Origin of the sequence: Micromonospora sp. NPDC049900, assembly GCF_044461025.1 — a bacterium.
GTDB lineage: Bacteria > Actinomycetota > Actinomycetes > Mycobacteriales > Micromonosporaceae > Micromonospora.
The window spans coordinates 37,511-54,435 of sequence record NZ_JBITKM010000024.1 but is presented as its reverse complement, the minus strand read 5'-3'; the positions used below and the strand labels follow the sequence as shown (position 1 = coordinate 54,435).

The 16,925-nt window shown below is 70.9% G+C and carries 15 protein-coding genes; 6 read left to right on the top strand and 9 right to left on the bottom strand.

Annotated elements, in window-relative coordinates:
- The 4 genes from ACIBMZ_RS29140 to ACIBMZ_RS29125 all read left to right on the top strand — a co-directional run.
- The coding region (locus ACIBMZ_RS29140; RefSeq protein ID WP_396699280.1) for an IS3 family transposase at positions 1–777 on the top strand (777 nt) is incomplete at its 5' end.
- Positions 756–1,586, top strand: coding sequence for a TrmH family RNA methyltransferase (locus ACIBMZ_RS29135; RefSeq protein WP_396699278.1), 831 nt, complete (start codon positions 756–758; stop codon positions 1,584–1,586). The genes ACIBMZ_RS29140 and ACIBMZ_RS29135, both read left to right, overlap by 22 nt.
- An 80-nt stretch (positions 1,587–1,666) precedes the next feature.
- A complete protein-coding gene (locus ACIBMZ_RS29130) occupies positions 1,667–2,278 on the top strand; it encodes a YdeI family protein (protein WP_396699276.1) in 612 nt (203 codons plus the stop codon).
- A gap of 89 nt (positions 2,279–2,367) precedes the next feature.
- A complete protein-coding gene (locus ACIBMZ_RS29125; RefSeq protein WP_396699273.1) occupies positions 2,368–2,877 on the top strand; it encodes a YcxB family protein in 510 nt (169 codons plus the stop codon).
- A 57-nt stretch (positions 2,878–2,934) separates the two neighbouring features.
- Here the strand turns inward: ACIBMZ_RS29125 and ACIBMZ_RS29120 are convergent, their stop codons facing one another.
- A complete protein-coding gene (locus ACIBMZ_RS29120) occupies positions 2,935–3,405 on the bottom strand; it encodes a hemerythrin domain-containing protein (RefSeq protein WP_396699271.1) in 471 nt (156 codons plus the stop codon).
- Between the two features lie 445 nt (positions 3,406–3,850).
- On the opposite strand from ACIBMZ_RS29120, the gene rph reads away from it, so the two are divergent.
- Positions 3,851–6,442 (top strand): rifamycin-inactivating phosphotransferase, encoded by a 2,592-nt coding sequence (gene rph / locus ACIBMZ_RS29115; protein WP_396699269.1) that lies wholly within the window; start codon positions 3,851–3,853, stop codon positions 6,440–6,442.
- Positions 6,443–6,471: 29 nt separating this feature from the next.
- On the opposite strand, the gene ACIBMZ_RS29110 is transcribed toward rph, so the two are convergent.
- Complete coding sequence (locus tag ACIBMZ_RS29110; protein ID WP_396699267.1) at positions 6,472–7,416, bottom strand: MerR family transcriptional regulator; 945 nt, start codon at positions 7,414–7,416, stop codon at positions 6,472–6,474.
- Positions 7,417–7,486: 70 nt separating this feature from the next.
- The gene (locus tag ACIBMZ_RS29105; RefSeq protein WP_396699265.1) at positions 7,487–7,900 is read right to left on the bottom strand and encodes a pyridoxamine 5'-phosphate oxidase family protein; all 414 of its coding nucleotides are present in this window, start codon (positions 7,898–7,900) and stop codon (positions 7,487–7,489) included.
- A gap of 96 nt (positions 7,901–7,996) precedes the next feature.
- On the opposite strand from ACIBMZ_RS29105, the gene ACIBMZ_RS29100 reads away from it, so the two are divergent.
- On the top strand, positions 7,997–8,995 hold the full coding sequence (locus tag ACIBMZ_RS29100; protein WP_396699263.1) for an NAD-dependent epimerase/dehydratase family protein: 999 nt from the start codon (positions 7,997–7,999) through the stop codon (positions 8,993–8,995).
- 208 nt (positions 8,996–9,203) lie between these two features.
- On the opposite strand, the gene ACIBMZ_RS29095 is transcribed toward ACIBMZ_RS29100, so the two are convergent.
- The 6 genes from ACIBMZ_RS29095 to ACIBMZ_RS29070 all read right to left on the bottom strand — a co-directional run bounded on the left by ACIBMZ_RS29095 (position 9,204) and on the right by ACIBMZ_RS29070 (position 16,720).
- The gene (locus ACIBMZ_RS29095) at positions 9,204–11,909 is read right to left on the bottom strand and encodes an ATP-binding protein (protein WP_396699261.1); all 2,706 of its coding nucleotides are present in this window, start codon (positions 11,907–11,909) and stop codon (positions 9,204–9,206) included.
- Positions 11,909–12,103 carry a hypothetical protein gene (locus tag ACIBMZ_RS29090; protein WP_396699260.1) on the bottom strand — a complete coding sequence of 65 codons (195 nt, stop codon included), beginning with the start codon at positions 12,101–12,103 and terminating at the stop codon, positions 11,909–11,911. The genes ACIBMZ_RS29095 and ACIBMZ_RS29090 overlap by 1 nt, the downstream gene beginning before the upstream one ends.
- A gap of 317 nt (positions 12,104–12,420) precedes the next feature.
- Positions 12,421–13,629 carry an ABC transporter ATP-binding protein gene (locus tag ACIBMZ_RS29085; protein ID WP_396699258.1) on the bottom strand — a complete coding sequence of 403 codons (1,209 nt, stop codon included), beginning with the start codon at positions 13,627–13,629 and terminating at the stop codon, positions 12,421–12,423.
- 10 nt (positions 13,630–13,639) lie between these two features.
- On the bottom strand, positions 13,640–14,470 hold the full coding sequence (locus tag ACIBMZ_RS29080; RefSeq protein ID WP_350699490.1) for a carbohydrate ABC transporter permease: 831 nt from the start codon (positions 14,468–14,470) through the stop codon (positions 13,640–13,642).
- Between the two features lies 1 nt (position 14,471).
- Positions 14,472–15,392 (bottom strand): carbohydrate ABC transporter permease, encoded by a 921-nt coding sequence (locus ACIBMZ_RS29075; RefSeq protein ID WP_396699290.1) that lies wholly within the window; start codon positions 15,390–15,392, stop codon positions 14,472–14,474.
- 62 nt (positions 15,393–15,454) lie between these two features.
- Complete coding sequence (locus ACIBMZ_RS29070; protein ID WP_396699256.1) at positions 15,455–16,720, bottom strand: ABC transporter substrate-binding protein; 1,266 nt, start codon at positions 16,718–16,720, stop codon at positions 15,455–15,457.
- Between the last annotated feature and the right edge of the window lie 205 nt (positions 16,721–16,925).

Below are 16,925 nucleotides of genomic sequence, written 5' to 3'. Positions count from 1 at the left end.
AACCGCAAGGCGGTGGCCCGACTGATGCGGCTGGCCGGTATCGAGGGCGCCCACCGCCGGCGGCGCGGCAAGCCCCGCCGCAAGGCCGCGTCCACGGCCACCGCACCGGACCTGGTCCAGCGGCAGTTCACTGCCACCGCACCGAACCGGCTGTGGGTCGCCGACATCTCCTACCTGCGCACCTGGGAAGGGTTCCTCTACCTCGCGGTCGTCGTTGACGCCTACTCGCGGCGAGTCGTCGGCTGGGCGATGGCTGATCACCTGCGCACCGAGTTGATCCTCGACGCGGTCGGTATGGCTATCCAGCACCGCCGACCGGCCCGTAACCAGGTCATTCACCACTCGGATCGGGGGACGCAGTACACGTCGTTCGAGTTCGGCCGCACCCTGCGTTCCTGCGGCGTCCTGGCCTCGATGGGCTCGGTCGCGGACTGCTACGACAACGCCATGGCCGAGACCTTCTTCGCCACCCTCAAAACCGAACTGGTCTACACCCGCGCCTGGCCGTCCCGACACGAACTGGAAATGGAAGTGTTCTCCTACATCGAAGGCTTCTACAACCCCCGCCGCCGACACAGCCGACTGGGTAACGTCAGCCCCGACACCTACGAGAAGATCCACCGAAAGTCCCTGACAGACATCGAGGTGTCCGGCCTCAGGGGGTCACTTCACGGTAGGTTGTCACCGTTCCCCACTGCGGCGCGGTGGCCGGTCCGGCGCGGCAGGCAGGGCGTGGGTGTGCGACGGAGGCGGGGGTGGCGGTGGGTCTGCGGGTGAGTGGCCGCAATGCGCGGTTCCAGCAGTGGGAGGCGCTCCTCGGTAACCGGACCAAGCGGCAGCGGCGCGGCGAGTTCCTCGTGCAGGGCGTACGCCCGATCAGCATGGCCGTCGAACACGGCTGGCAGATCCGCGAGCTGCTCTACGACACCAGCGCTCAGCTCTCCGGCTGGGCACGCGAGGCCCTGGACACCGTCCGGGCCGAGAAGATCGCCGTCTCCCGTGACCTGATGCACGAACTGGGCGGCAAGGCGGACACGGTTCCGGAGCTGCTGGCCGTGGTCGCGCTGCCGGAGGACGACCTGCGCCGGATCCCGCTCGGGCCGAGCATGTTCACCGTCGTGTTCGATCGGCCCACCAGCCCCGGCAACATCGGGACGCTCGTGCGGTCCGCGGACGCCTTCGGCGCGTGCGGCGTCATCGTCACCGGTCACGCCGCCGACGTGTACGACCCGAAGGCGGTCCGGGCGAGCACCGGATCGCTGTTCGCCCTGCCCGTGGTCCGGGTGCCCTCGCAGCAGGCCGTGCTGTCCTGGGTCGCCGACGTGCGCGCCGACGGCATCGGCATGAGCATCGTCGGAACCGATGAGCGCGGCGCGCTGGACGCCGCCGAACACGACTTCACCCAGCCCACGCTGGCACTGATCGGCAACGAGACCACCGGCCTCAGCTCCGGCTGGCGGGATGCCTGCGACCAGCTCGTGCGGATCCCCATGTTCGGGTCCGCCAGCTCGCTGAACGCGGCCACCGCCGCGACGGTCGTGTTGTACGAATCGGCACGCCAGCGGACCGCTGCCGCCCGGCGATAGCAGTCCGGACCCGCCCGGGTGCCGACCGGGCCGCCCGGCAGGTGACGGTGCCGCCGCAAGGCAGGGGCTAGCCTACCGACATGGCGAGCGATGCCCTGGATGAGTTGATCGTGGCGGACGCCGACGAGCTCCGTGCGTGGTTGTCGGCCAACCATGCCACGTCGCCCGGTGTCTGGCTCGCCCTGACCAAGAAGGGCGGCACGGTCACCACGCTGACCTGGCAGCAGGCGGTCGACGAGGCACTGTGCGTCGGGTGGATCGACGGTCAGGCCAGGAAGCGGGACGAGGAGACCTCCTGCATCCGGTTCACGCCGCGTCGACCGCGCAGTATCTGGTCTCAGCGCAACGTGGCGCACGTGGCGCGGCTGGAGGAGCAGGGGCGGATGCTGCCCGCCGGGCGCGCCGCCGTGGAGGCCGCGAAGGCGGACGGGCGGTGGGCCGCCGCGTACGCCCCGTCGTCGGAGGCCGAGGTGCCCGCCGACCTCCTCGCCGCGATCGCCGCCGAACCCGCCGCCCAGGCCATGTTCGACGTGCTCACCAAGACCAACCGGTACGCCTTCGTGCACCGCCTCAACGCGGTGAAGCAGGCCCGGACCCGGGAACGGAAGATCGTCGAGTTCGTCGCGATGTTGGCCCGGCACGAGACGTTCCACCCGCAGAAGGCCACGCCGCCGCAGTCGGCGTCCGCGTGACCCGCTACGGCCGGTGACGGCACGGCCCGACCGGCGGGCGTGTCCGCGGCGCTGCGCGGCAGGCGGGTGCGGCGCACTATCGTTGCGGCGTGCACATCCGTTTCGACATCCCCGCCGATCCCGCCTACCCCGGCCGGGTGGCCGCGGCGATGAGCAGTGACCAGCTCCGCAGGTACGCCTCGGTCGGCGCGGTGCTGCTGACGGTCGGCGTGATCGGTCTGCTGCTCTCCCGGGGGTCGTCGTGGGGTGCGCAGATCACGCCGTTGTGGATGGCGATGGCCATCTTTGGCCTGCTGGCGATCCTCTACTGGCCGTGGGTGCGGTTGCGGGCCCGGCGCCGCTCCAGCGGTTACGCCGTGGACGGCAGCTACGACATCACCGACGACAACATCATGATGCGCAGCGGCTCGGAGTCCGGTGGCATCGCCTGGGAGGGTGTCTCCCGGGTGAAGGACACCCCGGAGTTCTGGGTCGTGTACGTCGACCGGATGCCGGCGACGGTCATCCCCCGCCGGCTGATGTCCGCCGAGGACGCCGAGACGTTGCGGACCTTCATGGCCGCCCGTGGGCTGCTCCAGGAGGCCGCGCCCCGGCGCTGAGCCGAGCATTGTCGTCGCGGCAGCCGCCACCCGGCCACGGAGTTTCCGGTCGGGGGCTCAGAGCGGACCCAGGACCTGGCCGGGTGCGGCGTCCAGGGAGAGTGTCTCCAGGACCCGGAGCAACTGTCGCTCCTCGTACCGGAAATGGCTCTCCATGATCGCGGCGACCCCCTCCAGGTGGCGATCCAGCTCGGCGACCGGCGCGGCCCGGTCGATGGCGGCCTGGAGGCCGCCGAGCAGGTGCGCGATCATCGAGTGGTCCTGGCGGAGGTGACGGAGCACGGGTGCCAGCTCCGGGTGGGCCGCCTCGATCGCCGGGAACAGGGTGTCGTCCTCGCCCCGATGGTGTCCGTCGAGGGCGGCGCAGAACCCGTGGCAGTAGAGCAGCAGCTCACGGGTGGCCGCCTCGCCGGATGTCCCGTCGGCGACCGCGGTGCGGACGAGGTCGAGCGCCGCGCGGAGACGGCTGTGGACCTGGCGTAGCTCATAGCTCCAGGCGACGAGCCTGGTCGTCTCGCGCTCAGACACGCGAAGACGAAGGATGCGACGTGAACACCGTCGGCCTCCCTCGGTAGGGCGCCTCCATGCCTGACACGGCCTGCCACCGGCACGCGACGCTCACCGCAGCATAGTTCAAGGGCCACCGGCCGTCGTGATCGATGGCTCTGCCCGAGCAGCCCCAGCCGGGTGCGGTGTACGACCTGCACGACCTGGTGGTGCGTACCCGGCTGCGGTGAACCCGAGCGCCGCTCACCTGGGCCTGTCGACGACGAAGGGCAAGGAGATCTCTCCCTGCCCTTCTTAACGTATAGCGCACCGGGGGGCTTGCGGCAAGGCCCCCGGTATGCCGCAGAATCTGCCGGCCGAGTCCACAACCTGCGGAAACGGGGGCAGACGTGCAGGTGTTGAGGTCGACTGACGGCAGTCACGGGGAGGTCGGGCCGGGGTGCCCGTCGGGGTCGGAGGTGTCGCGATGACCGAGCAGTACGTGGTGGATCTTCACGAGGTGGACGCGACGCGGATCGCGGTCGTCGGTGGCAAGGGCGCGCACCTGGGCGAGCTGTCCCGCATCGACGGCGTACGGGTGCCGGCCGGCTTCTGCGTGACCACGGACGCCTTCGGGCGGATCATCGCGGACGCGCCGGTCGGCACGCTGCTCGACGAGTTGGCCCGCCCGGCGGCGGACGACCGGGAGACGATCGGCACGCACAGTGCGCGGATCCGCCGGATCATCGAGGGCGTCAGTGTCCCGGGCGAGGTCACGGCCGCGATCATCGACGCGCTCGCCTGGTACGGAGAGCAGACCGCCTACGCCGTGCGGTCCAGCGCGACGGCCGAGGACCTTCCGTCGGCGTCGTTCGCCGGGCAGCAGGACACGTACCTGAACGTGGTGGGGCCGAAGGCGGTCCTGGCGTACGTACGGCGCTGTTGGGCGTCGCTGTTCACCGAGCGGGCCGTGGCCTACCGTCAGCGCAACGGCATCGACCACCGGGCGGTGCGGATGGCGGTGGTGGTGCAGCAGATGGTCGTCCCGGAGGCGTCCGGCGTGCTGTTCACCGCCGATCCGGTCAGCGGTGACCGGCGGGTGGCCACCGTGGACGCCGGTTTCGGGCTCGGTGAGGCCCTGGTCGCCGGGCTGGTGAACCCGGACGTCTACCGGGTCCGCGACGACGAGGTCATCGGCCGGTCGGTCGCCGCGAAGCAGCTCGCCGTGCAGGCCCTGCCGGGCGGCGGGACCACGCAGGTGCCGGTCGAGGGGTCCCGGCGTGGGCAACCGGCGCTGACGGACTCGCAGGTCGTGGCGTTGGTGCAGCTCGGGCGGCGGATCGAGGCGCATTTCGGTCGGCCGCAGGACATCGAGTGGTGCCTGGCCGACGGCCGGTTCCACGTCGTGCAGAGTCGCCCGATCACCACGTTGTTCCCCGTCCCCGACAGCGTCGACCCCGGCAACCACGTCTACGTCTCGGTGGGCCACCAGCAGATGATGACCGACCCGATGAGGCCGCTGGGCATCTCGATGTGGCAGCTCACGGCCATGGCGCCGATGGTCGAGGCCGGTGGTCGGCTGTTCGTCGACGCGATCCGCATGCTGGCCGGCCCGGGACGCGCCGCCTTCCTGGACATGATCGGCCGGTCCGACCCGTTGACCCGGGACGCGTTGCAGGCGGTCCTGGACCGGGGCGACTTCGTGCCGACGCCGCCGGACACCGTTGCCGCCGGTCCACCGGCCGGCGGGGCTCCCGCCCCGATCCCGACGGACCCGGCGATCGTCGCCGAGCTGGTCGAGCGCAGCCGGACGTCGATCGCCGCGCTGCGGCGCGACATCGCCACGAGGACCGGGCCCGAGCTGTTCGACTTCCTGCTGGCGGCCTTCGAGGAGCACAAGCGTGTCCTCGCCGATCCGCTGAGCGGGCAGGCGATCAGGGCGGGGATGGAGGCCACCTGGTGGCTCAACGACCGGTTGTGGGAGTGGCTGGGTGAGAAGAACGCCGCCGACACGCTCACGCTGGCCGTACCCGACAACGTCACCTCGGAGATGGGTCTGGCGCTGCTCGACGTCGCCGACGTGATCCGCCCGTACCCGCAGGTGGTGGCGTTTCTGGCGAGGGTCGGCGACGACGGTTTCCTGGACGGGCTGCCCGAGGTCGAGGGCGGCGGTGAGGCACGTGCCGCGATCGAGGCGTACCTGGAGCGGTACGGGATGCGGGGCGTGGGCGAGATCGACATCACCCGGCCACGGTGGTGCGAGCGCCCGAGCACGTTGCTGCCGGTGCTGTTGGACAACGTCCGCAACTTCGCCCCGGGCGAGGCCGGGCGACGCGTCACGGACGGTCGGCGGCGGGCGCGGCAGAAGGAGCAGGAGATCCTGTCCCGGTTGCGGGCCCTGCCCGACGGGGCGGCCAAGGCCGACGAGACCAAGCGGATGATCGACCGGGTCCGCACCTTCGTCGGGTACCGGGAGTACCCGAAGTACGACATCGTCAGCCGCTACCTCGTCTACAAGCAGGCCCTGCTGGGCGAGGCCGAACGCCTGGTGCTGGCCGGGGTGCTCGCCGAGGTCGAGGACGTCTTCCACCTCACGTTCGGCGAGTTCCACGAGGTGTCGCGTACGCATCGGGTGGACGCCGGACTCCTCCGGCGGCGCAGGGACGCGTTCCGGTCGTACCACGCGCTCAGCCCGCCCCGGGTGCTCACCTCCGACGGTGAGGCGCTGACCGGGGCGTACCGGCGCGACGACGTGCCGGCCGGTGCCCTGGTCGGCCTGCCGGTCTCCACCGGGACCGTGGAGGGACGCGCCCGCGTCGTGCTGGACCTCGGGCAGGCCGACCTCGCACCGGGCGACATCCTGGTCACCGCCTACACCGACCCGAGTTGGTCGCCGCTGTTCCTCGGCGTCGCGGGTCTGGTGACCGAGGTGGGCGGCCTGATGACCCACGGCGCGGTGATCGCCCGGGAGTACGGCCTGCCGGCCGTGGTGAGCGTCGAGGCAGCCACCCGACTGATCCGGGACGGGCAGCGGATCCGGGTGCACGGCACCGACGGGTACGTCGAGATCCTGTCCTGACGGGTGTCGGGGCGATTCAGCTCGGGGCGTCAGGTCAGGGCGGCGACGGCCGCGTGCAGCCAGGTCGAGGCCGGTGCGTCCACCACGGGTTGCGGCGTGCCGTTGATGGTGGCGGTCAGCGCGTGATATCTGCCGAGCAGCGCGGCGTGTCGGCGCACCTGCGGACCGGGGTCGGCGGCGGCGACCTGCCGCCGTACCTCGGTCAGGTCTCGTTCGCCGCTGCGACTCGCGGCCAACGCCACCCACCGCGTCGCCAACTGCCGGGCCTCCCGGGAGTCGACCGGTACGCCGGCCTCGGACGCGGCCCTGGCCTGCGCGAGGATCTCGACCTGCGCCGCGACGTCCGCCTCCGCCGACGGGTCCGCCCGCTCGTCGCCGGTGGCGGTGAAGGTCTCGCCGAAGAACCGGCGCACCGCCTGCCGGAATTCGGGGTCACGGACCATGTCGGCCAGCTCGACCCACGCATCGAGCTGCTCGCCGGTGGGGTCCGCCGGCAGCCGGGGCCGCCACGGGCGCAGGTAGTCGACGAACTCCCGCAGGTCGAGGCCGTCGGTGACCTCGGCCCAGAACTCCTCCACGAGCTGCTCACGGTCGTCGTCGGACATCGACGCCAGCCGGTGCACGAGACTCACCTGCCCGGCCTCGCTGTCCTGCCGCACGACCGCCCGCAGCACCGCGCGGCGGGTACGTAGCTGACCCATCTGCCGCTCGACGAGCGCCAGATGGGCCGTGGCGAGATCCCGCACCGTGATCTCGTCGGCCAGCAACCGACGGATCTCGTCCAGCCCCGCCCCCAGATCCCGCAGCGTCCGCACCAGTTCGAGGGCAGCCACGCCCCGCGCGTCGTAGCACCGGTACCCGGCACCGGTGTACCCGGCCGGCGCGACGATGCCCTCGTCGGCATAGAACCGGATGGCGCTGACACTCAGACCCGTACGCCGGGCCACGTCCCCGATCGACAACCACTCGTTCATGACCACCACCCTGGCGTCTCAAGCCGCCTGAGAGTCAACAGCGGACCCGGTTAGCCGGTGGCGCGGACCGTCACACGGAGAAGCGGTTCACCCGCTCGGGACGCAGCAGGATGCGGACCACTCCCGCGCTGCGCCACTCGTCGACCAGGCTCTGACGCTTCGGATCGCTCATGTCGTAGTACCGCTCGGCGAGCCGGGTCGCCAACTCCACGCCACCGTCGTCGTGCAGCGTGACCGGGCCCTCCACCGACACCCAGTGCTCCGGCTCACCGGTCGGCGCGGCCACGACCACGGAGGCCCGGGGCCGTTCCCGGATACGGTCCAGCTTCGGCGCGTCCGGCAGCGAGAACATCTGCAGGTCCCCGTCCTCGGTGACCTCGAACCACACCGGGCGCGGCGCGGGCCAGCGGTCGCCCCGGGGCGCCACGGTGAGGAAGGCGTGCAGCGGCCGGGTGAGCAGAGCGAGATCCTCGTCGCGGAACATGACATCGAGCCTACGACCGGTGGCGTACGCCCGCAGGCTTCTGCCGTCGGCGAAGAACCTTGGCGTGCCGCGTACCTCGCTGCTTCGCTGACGGACATGGAGATGCTGGTGTTGGGCGGGACGGCATGGCTCGGACGCGAGGTCGCCCGGCAGGCGGTCGACCGGGGGTACGCGGTCACCTGCCTGGCCCGGGGCGAGAGCGGGACGGTGCCGCCCGGCGCGGTTCTCGTGGCCGCCGACCGGGGCGACCCCGACGCGTACGACGGGCTGCGCGACCGCGACTGGGACGCCGTCGTCGAGGTGTCGTGGCAGCCGCGCTTCGTGCGGGAGGCGCTGCACGCCCTGGGGGGCCGGGCCCGGCACTGGAGTTACGTCTCCTCGGTCAGCGCCTACGCCGACCACGACACCCCCGGCGCCGACGAGTCGGCGGCCACGCTGCCCGCCACGGCCCACGACACGGTCGACCGCGACGAGTACGGCGCGGCGAAGGTGGCCTGCGAGCAGATCACCACGAGCGAGGTGGGTGACCGCGCCCTGGTGGCCCGCGCCGGGTTGATCGGCGGGCCGGGTGACCACAGCGGCCGGTCCGGTTACTGGGTCGCCCGCGCCGCCCGCGACCCCGACACGCCGATGCTGGTACCCCGTGCCCCCGAGCTGTCGACCCAGGTCGTCGACGTCCGCGACCTGGCTGCCTGGCTGCTCGACAGCGCCCGGGCCGGCACGGTCGGCACGTTCAACGCGGTCGGCCCGGTCGTACCCTTCGCCGACTGGATCGCCCGGTCCCGGGCCGTGGCCGGCCACACCGGTCCGCTCGGGTACGCGGACCCGGCGTGGCTGGTGGCGCAGGGCGTGGCCGAGTACATGGGCCCGGAGTCGCTGCCGATGTGGATCGCCGACCCGGCAGCGCGCGGCTGGGCGGCCCGCAGCGGTGCGGCGGCCGAGGCCGCCGGTCTCCGGCACCGCCCGCGTACCGACCTGCTGGCCGACACCCTCGCCTGGGAACGTGCCGAAGGGCTGCACCGGGATCGCCGCGCCGGGTTGAGCAGCGCCCGGGAGGCCGCGCTGATCGACGCCCTGCCGGACGCCGCCGGATGACCGGTGCCCGCTCGGGCGGGGTTCGAGTGTCGTTCGCAGAGCGGTTTCCGCTCCGCGCACCGGCACACCCGCATCACCTCACGCCGACGGGGCAAAGCCGGCCTGGTGCGCTTGACGCGACAGGTGGCCGCCGAGTAGCCGCAACCTGTTGCATCCCGCAGCGTCGCTGCCAGCCGTTGCAGCACGGCTGCCTGATCGGCGGTGGCGGTCAATGCCGCCCGACGAGGTCACCCACCTCGGTCCGGGACGAGACGCCCAGCTTCCGCAGGATGTTCGAGACGTGAACGGCGGCGGTCTTCGGTGAGATGTAGAGGCGCCGGGCCAGCTCGGTATTGGTCAGCCCGTCGCTGATCAGTACTGCCACCTCCCGCTCGCGGGGGGTCAGGGCGGTCGGACCTGTGACCGCGGGTGCCGCGTCGACCGGGGCCATACCCAGTTGGGCGCGGACGTGGGCGAGCTGGGCCACCCGCCAGCCACGCCATTCGGCCAGCAGGGGAGCGGCCGCCTCCACCTGGGCGGCAGCCTCCTCGCGCTGGTCGTCGGCGAGCAGACAACGGGCCGCGCCGACGCGTACGGTGCCGCGGGTCGCCGGAGACAGGATGTGTGCCTCTGCGATGGACAGGTAGCCGGCCAGCGCCTCGACGTGCCGGCCGCGTGCTTCCGCGAGCTGGGCATCGACGAGCGTCCGGTAGGCGTCCCATACGTTGGCATCGAGTAGCGCGGCGGCCATCTGGTCGAGCCGGTGCGTCGGCAAGCCGATGTGAAGCGCGGCAGAGATCAGATCGTGGGCCGTGTCATTGCTGCGCCAGGGCTGCCTGGATAGGGCCGCGATGAGTTCCTCCAGGCTCGCTTCGGCGCGCGGGAGGTCGCCGCGACGGCAGGCGAGGTGGAACGCGAGGCTGGGAATCGTCGCCGGCCAGTTGTCGGGCAGCGCCGCCAGGTCCGTGACGAGCTGCTCGGCCTGATCCAGCTCGCCGGCCTCCAGATAGAGCCCGGCGAGGAAGACCCCGTGATAGTCGGCCCAGCGGCCCCGGCGCCGGTAGCTGCGGTCCTGCTCGCGCCCCTCCTCCAGCGCCCCGGTCGCGGCGCGCAGGTCGCCGGCCCGCACCGCCAGCCGGGCTCGTCCCTGGAAGTACGTGGCCACCGCGAGTGACTCGAAGCCGGCTCGCTCGGCGTCGACCCGCATTCGCTCCAGTGTCTCGGCGTGCTCGATCGGCGAGGTGGGTGGCTCGCCGTGCACCAGGAAATCGAGGGCACGGGCGGCCAGCACCCACTCGCCCGCCTTTTCGGCCTCGTCGACGAGAGCGGACAGGATCCTGCGGCCGTCGGCGGCGGTCTGCGGGCGCTCGACAAGCGTCGCACCCTTCTCGATCAGCGCGGCCAGGCGTACGGCTGGCAGGTCGAACTCGTCCGCCAGCGCCAGCGCGCGGTCGGACCAGAGCAGGACGGCGTCGCAGTCGCCGCGCAGGTACGCCGACTGCGCGATCGCGGTCATCGCCCGCGCCTGGTCGGCGCCGGGGGGAAGCTGCGCGATCAGGTTCCCGATGTCGCGTGTCAAAGCGCGCATCTCGTCGGTCTCGCGGGACTCCCACGCGATGCGCACCAGGAGGTACAGCGACTCAGCCCGGTCGGTCGTGGTGTCGGCGAGGTCCCGCCAGCGTCGGCCGTACCGCAGGGCGTCATCCAGCAGTCCGGCCAACCACGCCGCTCGGGCGGCGGAGGCGAGCAGGTCGGTGTCGTCGGGCATCTCGTCGAGACCCATCTCCGCCAGTTGCAGGGCCTGGTAGGCGGAGCCGATGGAGAGGGAGAACTCAGCGCCGCGGCGGGCCGCGGCGACCATGTCGTCGTACCGGCCGGCGCCGCGAGCGTGGTGCGCCACCATGGCCGGGTCGGAGGCACCGCCGCTCAGGAGTACGTCGAGTGCCCTCTCGTGTAGCCGGCGGCGCTGCCGGCCGAGCATCTGGTCGACGATCGCCTCGCGCACCAGTGCGTGCCGGAACGCGAACTCGTCGTCGCCGGACTCGACCAGGACGCCCCGGGTGACCAGGTCGCGCAACACGGCGATGAGCTCGTCCTCGCCCATACCGGTCACGTCGGCGAGCAAGTCGAACGGAATGCGGTGGCCGAGCACGGTGGCCGCCTCGACGACGCGGTGGCTGACCGGGTCGAGGTCGTCGACCTGTCGGCGTAACACCTCGGCGAGACTCCACGGCAGCGGTTGCTCGACCAGCGCCTCCACGTCGTACCCGGGCAGCGCACGCAGCAACTCCTCCAGGAAGAACGGGTTGCCACCGGTGCGGTGGTGCAGTGCCGCCACGGCGCGTAGCGGCGCCGGAGCGCCGGTGGCCGCCGCCAGCAACGCCGCGGTCTGTGCGGGGGTGAGGCGGTCCAGGCGTACGTGGGTGACGGTGTGCCGGCGTTCCATCCGGGCCAGCAGGCCCGCCACCGGTTGGCGGCGGGTCACCTCGTCCGGCCGGTACGTTCCGATCAGCAGCCGCGGCCCGCGCTGGTCGGCGATCCGCTCGAACAGCGCCGCGCTCTCCGAGTCGGCCCAATGCAGGTCCTCGAAGACGATGACCGCAGGGGAGTCGCCGATCAGGTCGGCCAGGATGGCGAGGCCGGTGTGCAGGCGCTCGACCGGGCTGCGCCGCGGGTCCGCGAGGGCCGCAAGCTGCTCCTCGCCGCTGCCAGGACGGCCGTCGATGGCGCCCAGGAGCACCTCGTACGGCCGGGACAGCGAGCCGGGTTCCGCCTGGCCGACCAGCACGACGGTCTCCGCCGACACGGTGGTCAGCAGCTCGTGCACCAGCCGGGTCTTCCCGATGCCCGGCTCGCCCGCGATCAGCGCAACCGCCGGCTCACGCGCCGAAGCGAGCTGCGCCAACCGGCGCAGCTCGCTTTCCCGTCCGATCATCACTGGGCTGGCACCGCCGCGGATGGTTCGCACGACGTGAGGTTACCGTCGGGCTGTCCACGGACGGCCAGGGTGTGACGGACCCGGCGGGCCCGACGGGCGTTGGTGAGTAGGCGCTCGCTGTCGGCCTCGGCGATCAACTCGCGGCGACGATCGTTCGCCAGAGCCAGCATCGTGTCCGGGTCCATCCACATGGCTTGTCTCCTTGTCAACCGCTGATGGACCAATCGTCGGTTGACACCGGTGCCGCCACATCGGGCAACGAATACCTATCTTCACTGCTCACCCGGGTTTAGCGGAGTACGCGGGCCGCCTAGGCATACCTAGTGCCTGCATCTTCGATGGCGCCCACCAGTAGAGGTCACCGGATGCGGGGGCATCAGAGCGAGGAGGTGGTCGAGGTTGTGTCTCCCGACCCCTGGTCCTCTCTCTGCCCGGGCACCGGAGCGCCCGGGCGCGACAAGCCGGCGCCCCTCGACGGGAGACGTCGAGGGGCGCCGGGCGTACGCGGTCAGGCGTCCAGGGTGCCGGCCGCGCGGCCCTCGTGGAGGGTGAGGTTGCGGCCGTTGGACGGGTCGAACAGGTGGATCTTCTCCAGGTTGAACCAGACCCGCCGGTTCTCGCCCTCGGTCACCGTCGACTCGGCCGACAGGCGGGTGACCAGGTTCGACCCGCCACCGGCGAAGTCGGCGGCACCGGTGTCGGCGGCCAGCTCCTCCAGTTCGGCGGCGGTGGCCCGCTCCCCCTCGACGGTCAGGTAGACGTACTTGTCCGAGCCCATCGACTCGACGATGTCCACCGGCGCCTCGAACTCCATGCCCCGGCGGCGGGTCTCCTCGTCGATCAGCTCGGCGTCCTCGAAGTGCTCGGGCCGGATGCCGAGGATCAGGTCCCGGGAGGCGTCGGCGGCCTCCAGTTCGCGGCGGATCCGGTCGCCGATCGGCACGTCACCCAGGGCGGTACGCAGGGTTCCCTGTTCGATGGTGGCGGGCAGGAAGTTCATCGACGGGGAGCCGATGAATCCGGCCACGAAGAGGTTGTTCGGGTTCTCGTACAGCTCCTGTGGCGGTCCGACCTGCTGGACCGCCCCACCTCGCATGATCACCACGCGGTCGCCGAGGGTCATCGCCTCGGTCTGGTCGTGGGTGACGTAGACGGTGGTGGTGCCGAGCTTCTTCTGTAGGCGGGACACCACGGTCCGCATCTGCACCCGCAGCTTGGCGTCCAGGTTGGACAGCGGTTCGTCCATCAGGAACGCCTTGGGTTGGCGGACGATCGCCCGGCCCATCGCGACCCGCTGCCGCTGCCCACCGGAGAGGTTGGCCGGCCTGCGGTCCAGCAGCGACGTCAGTTCGAGGACCTTGGCCGCCTCGTCGACCTTGCGGTTGATCGTCTCCTTGTCCAGCTTCGCCAGCCGCAACGGGAACGCCATGTTCTCCCGGACGGTCATGTTCGGGTACAGCGCGTAGGACTGGAAGACCATCGCGATGTCCCGGTCCCGGGGGGCCTTGTCGTTGACCCGTTCGCCGCCGATGCGCAGGTCACCGGAGCTGATGTCCTCCAGCCCGGCGATCATGTTGAGCGTGGTGGACTTGCCGCAGCCGGAGGGACCGACCAGGATCACGAACTCGCCGTCGGCGATCTCCAGGTCGACGTCCCGCACCGCCGTGGTGCCGTCCGGGAACTTCTTGCTCACCTTGTCCAGCACGATGTCAGCCACGAGTTATCACCTATCCCTTGACGGCGCCGGAGGTCAGGCCGGAGACGATGCGGCGTTGGAAGAAGAGGACGAACAGGATGATCGGTACGGTGATCACCACTGCGGCGGCGCAGATCGCCCCGGTGGGGTCCTCGAACTGCGACTCACCGGTGAAGAACGACAACGCCACCGGCACCGTGCGCGAGCGTTCGGTGGAGGTCAGCGAGATGGCGAACAGGAAGTCGTTCCAGCAGAAGATGAAGACCAGGATCGCCGTGGTGAAGACCCCGGGCGCGGCGAGTGGGGCGATGACCCGCCGGAACGCCTGGCCCTGGGTGGCGCCGTCCATCTTCGCGGCCTTCTCCAGATCCCAGGGGACCTGCTTGAAGAAGGCGGACAACGTGTAGATCGCCAGCGGCAGCGCGAAGGTGATGTACGGCAGGATCAACCCCGGCCAGGTGTCGAAGAGCCCCAGTTGCCGCTCGATCTCGAACAGCGGCGAGACCAGCGACACCTGCGGGAACATCGCGATCAGCAGTGCGACGCCGACGAGCAGCCGCTTGCCGGGGAAGTCCAGCCGGGCGATCGCGTACGCGGCCATGGTGCCGAGCACCACGGCGATCGTGGTGGCGATCAGCGCGATGCCGATGGAGTTGATCAGCGCCCGGACGAACTGGTCGGTGGCGAAGATGTTGCGGTAGTTCTCCAGCGTCCACTCGCGCGGGATGAAGTTGCCGTCGGTCAGCGTGGCCGGCGTCTTGAACGACAACGACATGATCCACAGCACCGGGATCAGGGCGAAGACGACCACGATCGTGTTCATCACGCCCCACTGGAGCTTGACCTTGGTGGTGTCGGCCATCTCAGCGCCTCTCCCCGTCGTCACTGCCGGGGGCAGCGGTACCGAACAGCTTCACGAAGATGAAGGCGATGATCGCCACGGCGATGAAGATCAGCACCGACATGGTCGACCCGATACCGAGGTTCAGGCCCCGGATCAGGTTGTTGTAGGCGATCATCGACACCGACGAGGTCTGGTTGGCCCCGTTGGTCAACACGTAGATGTTGTCGAAGACCCGGAACGCGTCGAGGGTGCGGAACAGCAGAGCGACCAGGATCGCCGGCTTCATCACCGGCAGCATCACCTTGGTGAACCGCTGCCAGGCGGTGGCACCGTCCGTGGAGGCCGCCTTGAGCAGGTCCTCCGGCACCAGCGCCAGCCCCGCCATCAGCAGCAGCGCCATGAACGGCGTGGTCTTCCAGATCTCCGCCAGCATGATGATCGCCAGCGAGCTGGCCCGTTCGGTCAGCGGTGCGCCGTCGGAGAAGAGGTTGGCCAGATAGCCGGTGCCGGGGGTCCACGCGTACCGCCAGGAGAAGGCGGCGACGACCGTGACGATGCCGTACGGGATCAGCGCCGCCGTCCGCACGATGCCCCGGCCGACCAGCGTACGGTGCATGACCAGCGCGAGCCCCATGCCGAGCACCAGTTCCACGGCGACGGTGACCACCGTGATCAGCATCGTCACGCCGAACGCGGTCCACCAGAAGTCGTTGGTCAGCACGGTGACGTAGTTGTCCAGGCCGACGAACTCCCGCTCGTCGGGGAAGCGCAGGTCGAAGCGCTGCAACGACAACCACACCGAGTAGAGGATCGGATAGCCGGTCACCGCGACCATGACCAGCGCGGCCGGTGCGCACAGCAGCCAGCCCAGTTTCCGTTCGGCCCGCTTGTTCTCGCTCAGCGGGGCCTTGGCGGAACGGCGGGACCGCTGCGCGGGCACCGATCGGGCGGCGTCGGTCGTCTCGTCGACCGGGTCGGTGCCGGTCGTCGTGGTTCGCTCGGTCACGGCAGGACCCCCCTCGACTCCAGCGCGTCCGCGATGGCGTCACGCAGCTCGTCCGCGGTCGCGGGCGGGTCGATCGCCGACGGCGGCGACAGGATCGCCGACATCACCGTCGAGATGCTCTGGTATGCCGGGGTCAGCGGCCGGACCGCCGGGTCCTGCAACTGTTCGAGGATGGTCTCCTTCATCGGGTACGCCTCGTCCATCTCCGGGTCGTCGTACACGCTCTCGATGGTCGGCGGCACACCGTCGTTGATCGCCGAGAACTTCTGGCTCTCTGCGTTGCGCAGGCACCTGGCCGCCTCGAAGGACTCCGCCGGGTGCTTCGAGTGCGAGCTGACCGCGAGGTTGATCCCGCCGATGGTGACCCGGCCGGGCGTGCCCTCGTCGATGCCGGGCACCCGCGCCCAGGCGACCTGCTCGGCCAACTGCGGGTTGGCCTCCTGCATGGCCGGATAGACGAACGGCCAGTTGATCTGGAAGGCGCCGTTACCGGACTGGAAGTCGAGCCGGACCGGGTCCTCCATGGCGTTGCTGAACGACGGCGAGGTCACGCCGGACGTGGCGAAGTCGCGGAGCTGCTCCAGCGCCCGCACCGCGCCCTCGTCCATCGCGGCCTCGGTGCCCTCGGCGTCGAGGATGTTGCCGCCCGCGCTGGCCACCAGGGTGTTGTAGAGCACCACCAGGCCCTCGTACTGGGCGCCCATGGTCAGCACCTGGTGCGGCTGGCCCTGCTCCTTGAGCCGCTGCGCCATCTGGATCATCTCGTTCCAGGTGGTCGGCGGCTCGGGCACCAGATCCTTGCGGTACCAGAGGAGTTGGACGTTGGTGTTCTTCGGCGCACCGAAGAGCTTGTCCTCGTACCGGGCGGTCTCCAACGGTCCCTCCAGGGTGCCGTCCTCGACCTCGGCCCGGTCCTGCCCGGTCCATTCCAGGATCCACTTCGCGCCGGCGAACTCCTGCGTCCAGGTGACGTCGAGGCCGAGCACGTCCATGCCGTCGTCGTCGGCCGCGAGCCGCCGCACCATCTGCACCCGCTGCTCGTCGGCCTCCCGGGGCAGCACGCGGTAGTCGATCCGGTAGCGCCCGCCGGCCTGCGCGTTGCACTGGTCGACCACCTGCTGGAAGTTCTCCTCCGGCGGGTAGTAGAGGTTGATCGTGGGCACCCCGCCGTCGCCGCCAGAGGCGCAGGCGGCCATCGGTGCCAGCAAGGTCAGCGCGGCGGTCGCCGCCGCGACACGTGCCCGAGGTCGGCGTCTGCTCATACCGGCACTCCGCCACGCTCCGGGGCGTCGCCCGGCACCACGGCACCGGGCCTGCTGTACGGCTGATCCATGACCCCTCCCTCGGTCTCGGCCGACAACCGGGGAAGAGGTCTCGTGCCCCGGCGCACGACGACACGGCCAGGGCTTCTGACCTGCTGGTTCGCCGCCCCGGCGCCTCGTGGCTGCAACACTGCCCGAGCCGGGA

Coding starts and splice junctions, on each gene's coding strand:
- ACIBMZ_RS29130 (WP_396699276.1), top strand. CDS start 1,667: ATGGCGAGCGATGCCCTGGATGAGTTGATCGTGGCGGACGCCGACGAG.
- rph (WP_396699269.1), top strand. CDS start 3,851: ATGACCGAGCAGTACGTGGTGGATCTTCACGAGGTGGACGCGACGCGG.
- ACIBMZ_RS29110 (WP_396699267.1), bottom strand. CDS start 7,416: ATGAACGAGTGGTTGTCGATCGGGGACGTGGCCCGGCGTACGGGTCTG.
- ACIBMZ_RS29105 (WP_396699265.1), bottom strand. CDS start 7,900: ATGTTCCGCGACGAGGATCTCGCTCTGCTCACCCGGCCGCTGCACGCC.
- ACIBMZ_RS29100 (WP_396699263.1), top strand. CDS start 7,997: ATGGAGATGCTGGTGTTGGGCGGGACGGCATGGCTCGGACGCGAGGTC.
- ACIBMZ_RS29095 (WP_396699261.1), bottom strand. CDS start 11,909: ATGATCGGACGGGAAAGCGAGCTGCGCCGGTTGGCGCAGCTCGCTTCG.
- ACIBMZ_RS29090 (WP_396699260.1), bottom strand. CDS start 12,103: ATGTGGATGGACCCGGACACGATGCTGGCTCTGGCGAACGATCGTCGC.
- ACIBMZ_RS29080 (WP_350699490.1), bottom strand. CDS start 14,470: ATGGCCGACACCACCAAGGTCAAGCTCCAGTGGGGCGTGATGAACACG.
- ACIBMZ_RS29070 (WP_396699256.1), bottom strand. CDS start 16,720: ATGAGCAGACGCCGACCTCGGGCACGTGTCGCGGCGGCGACCGCCGCG.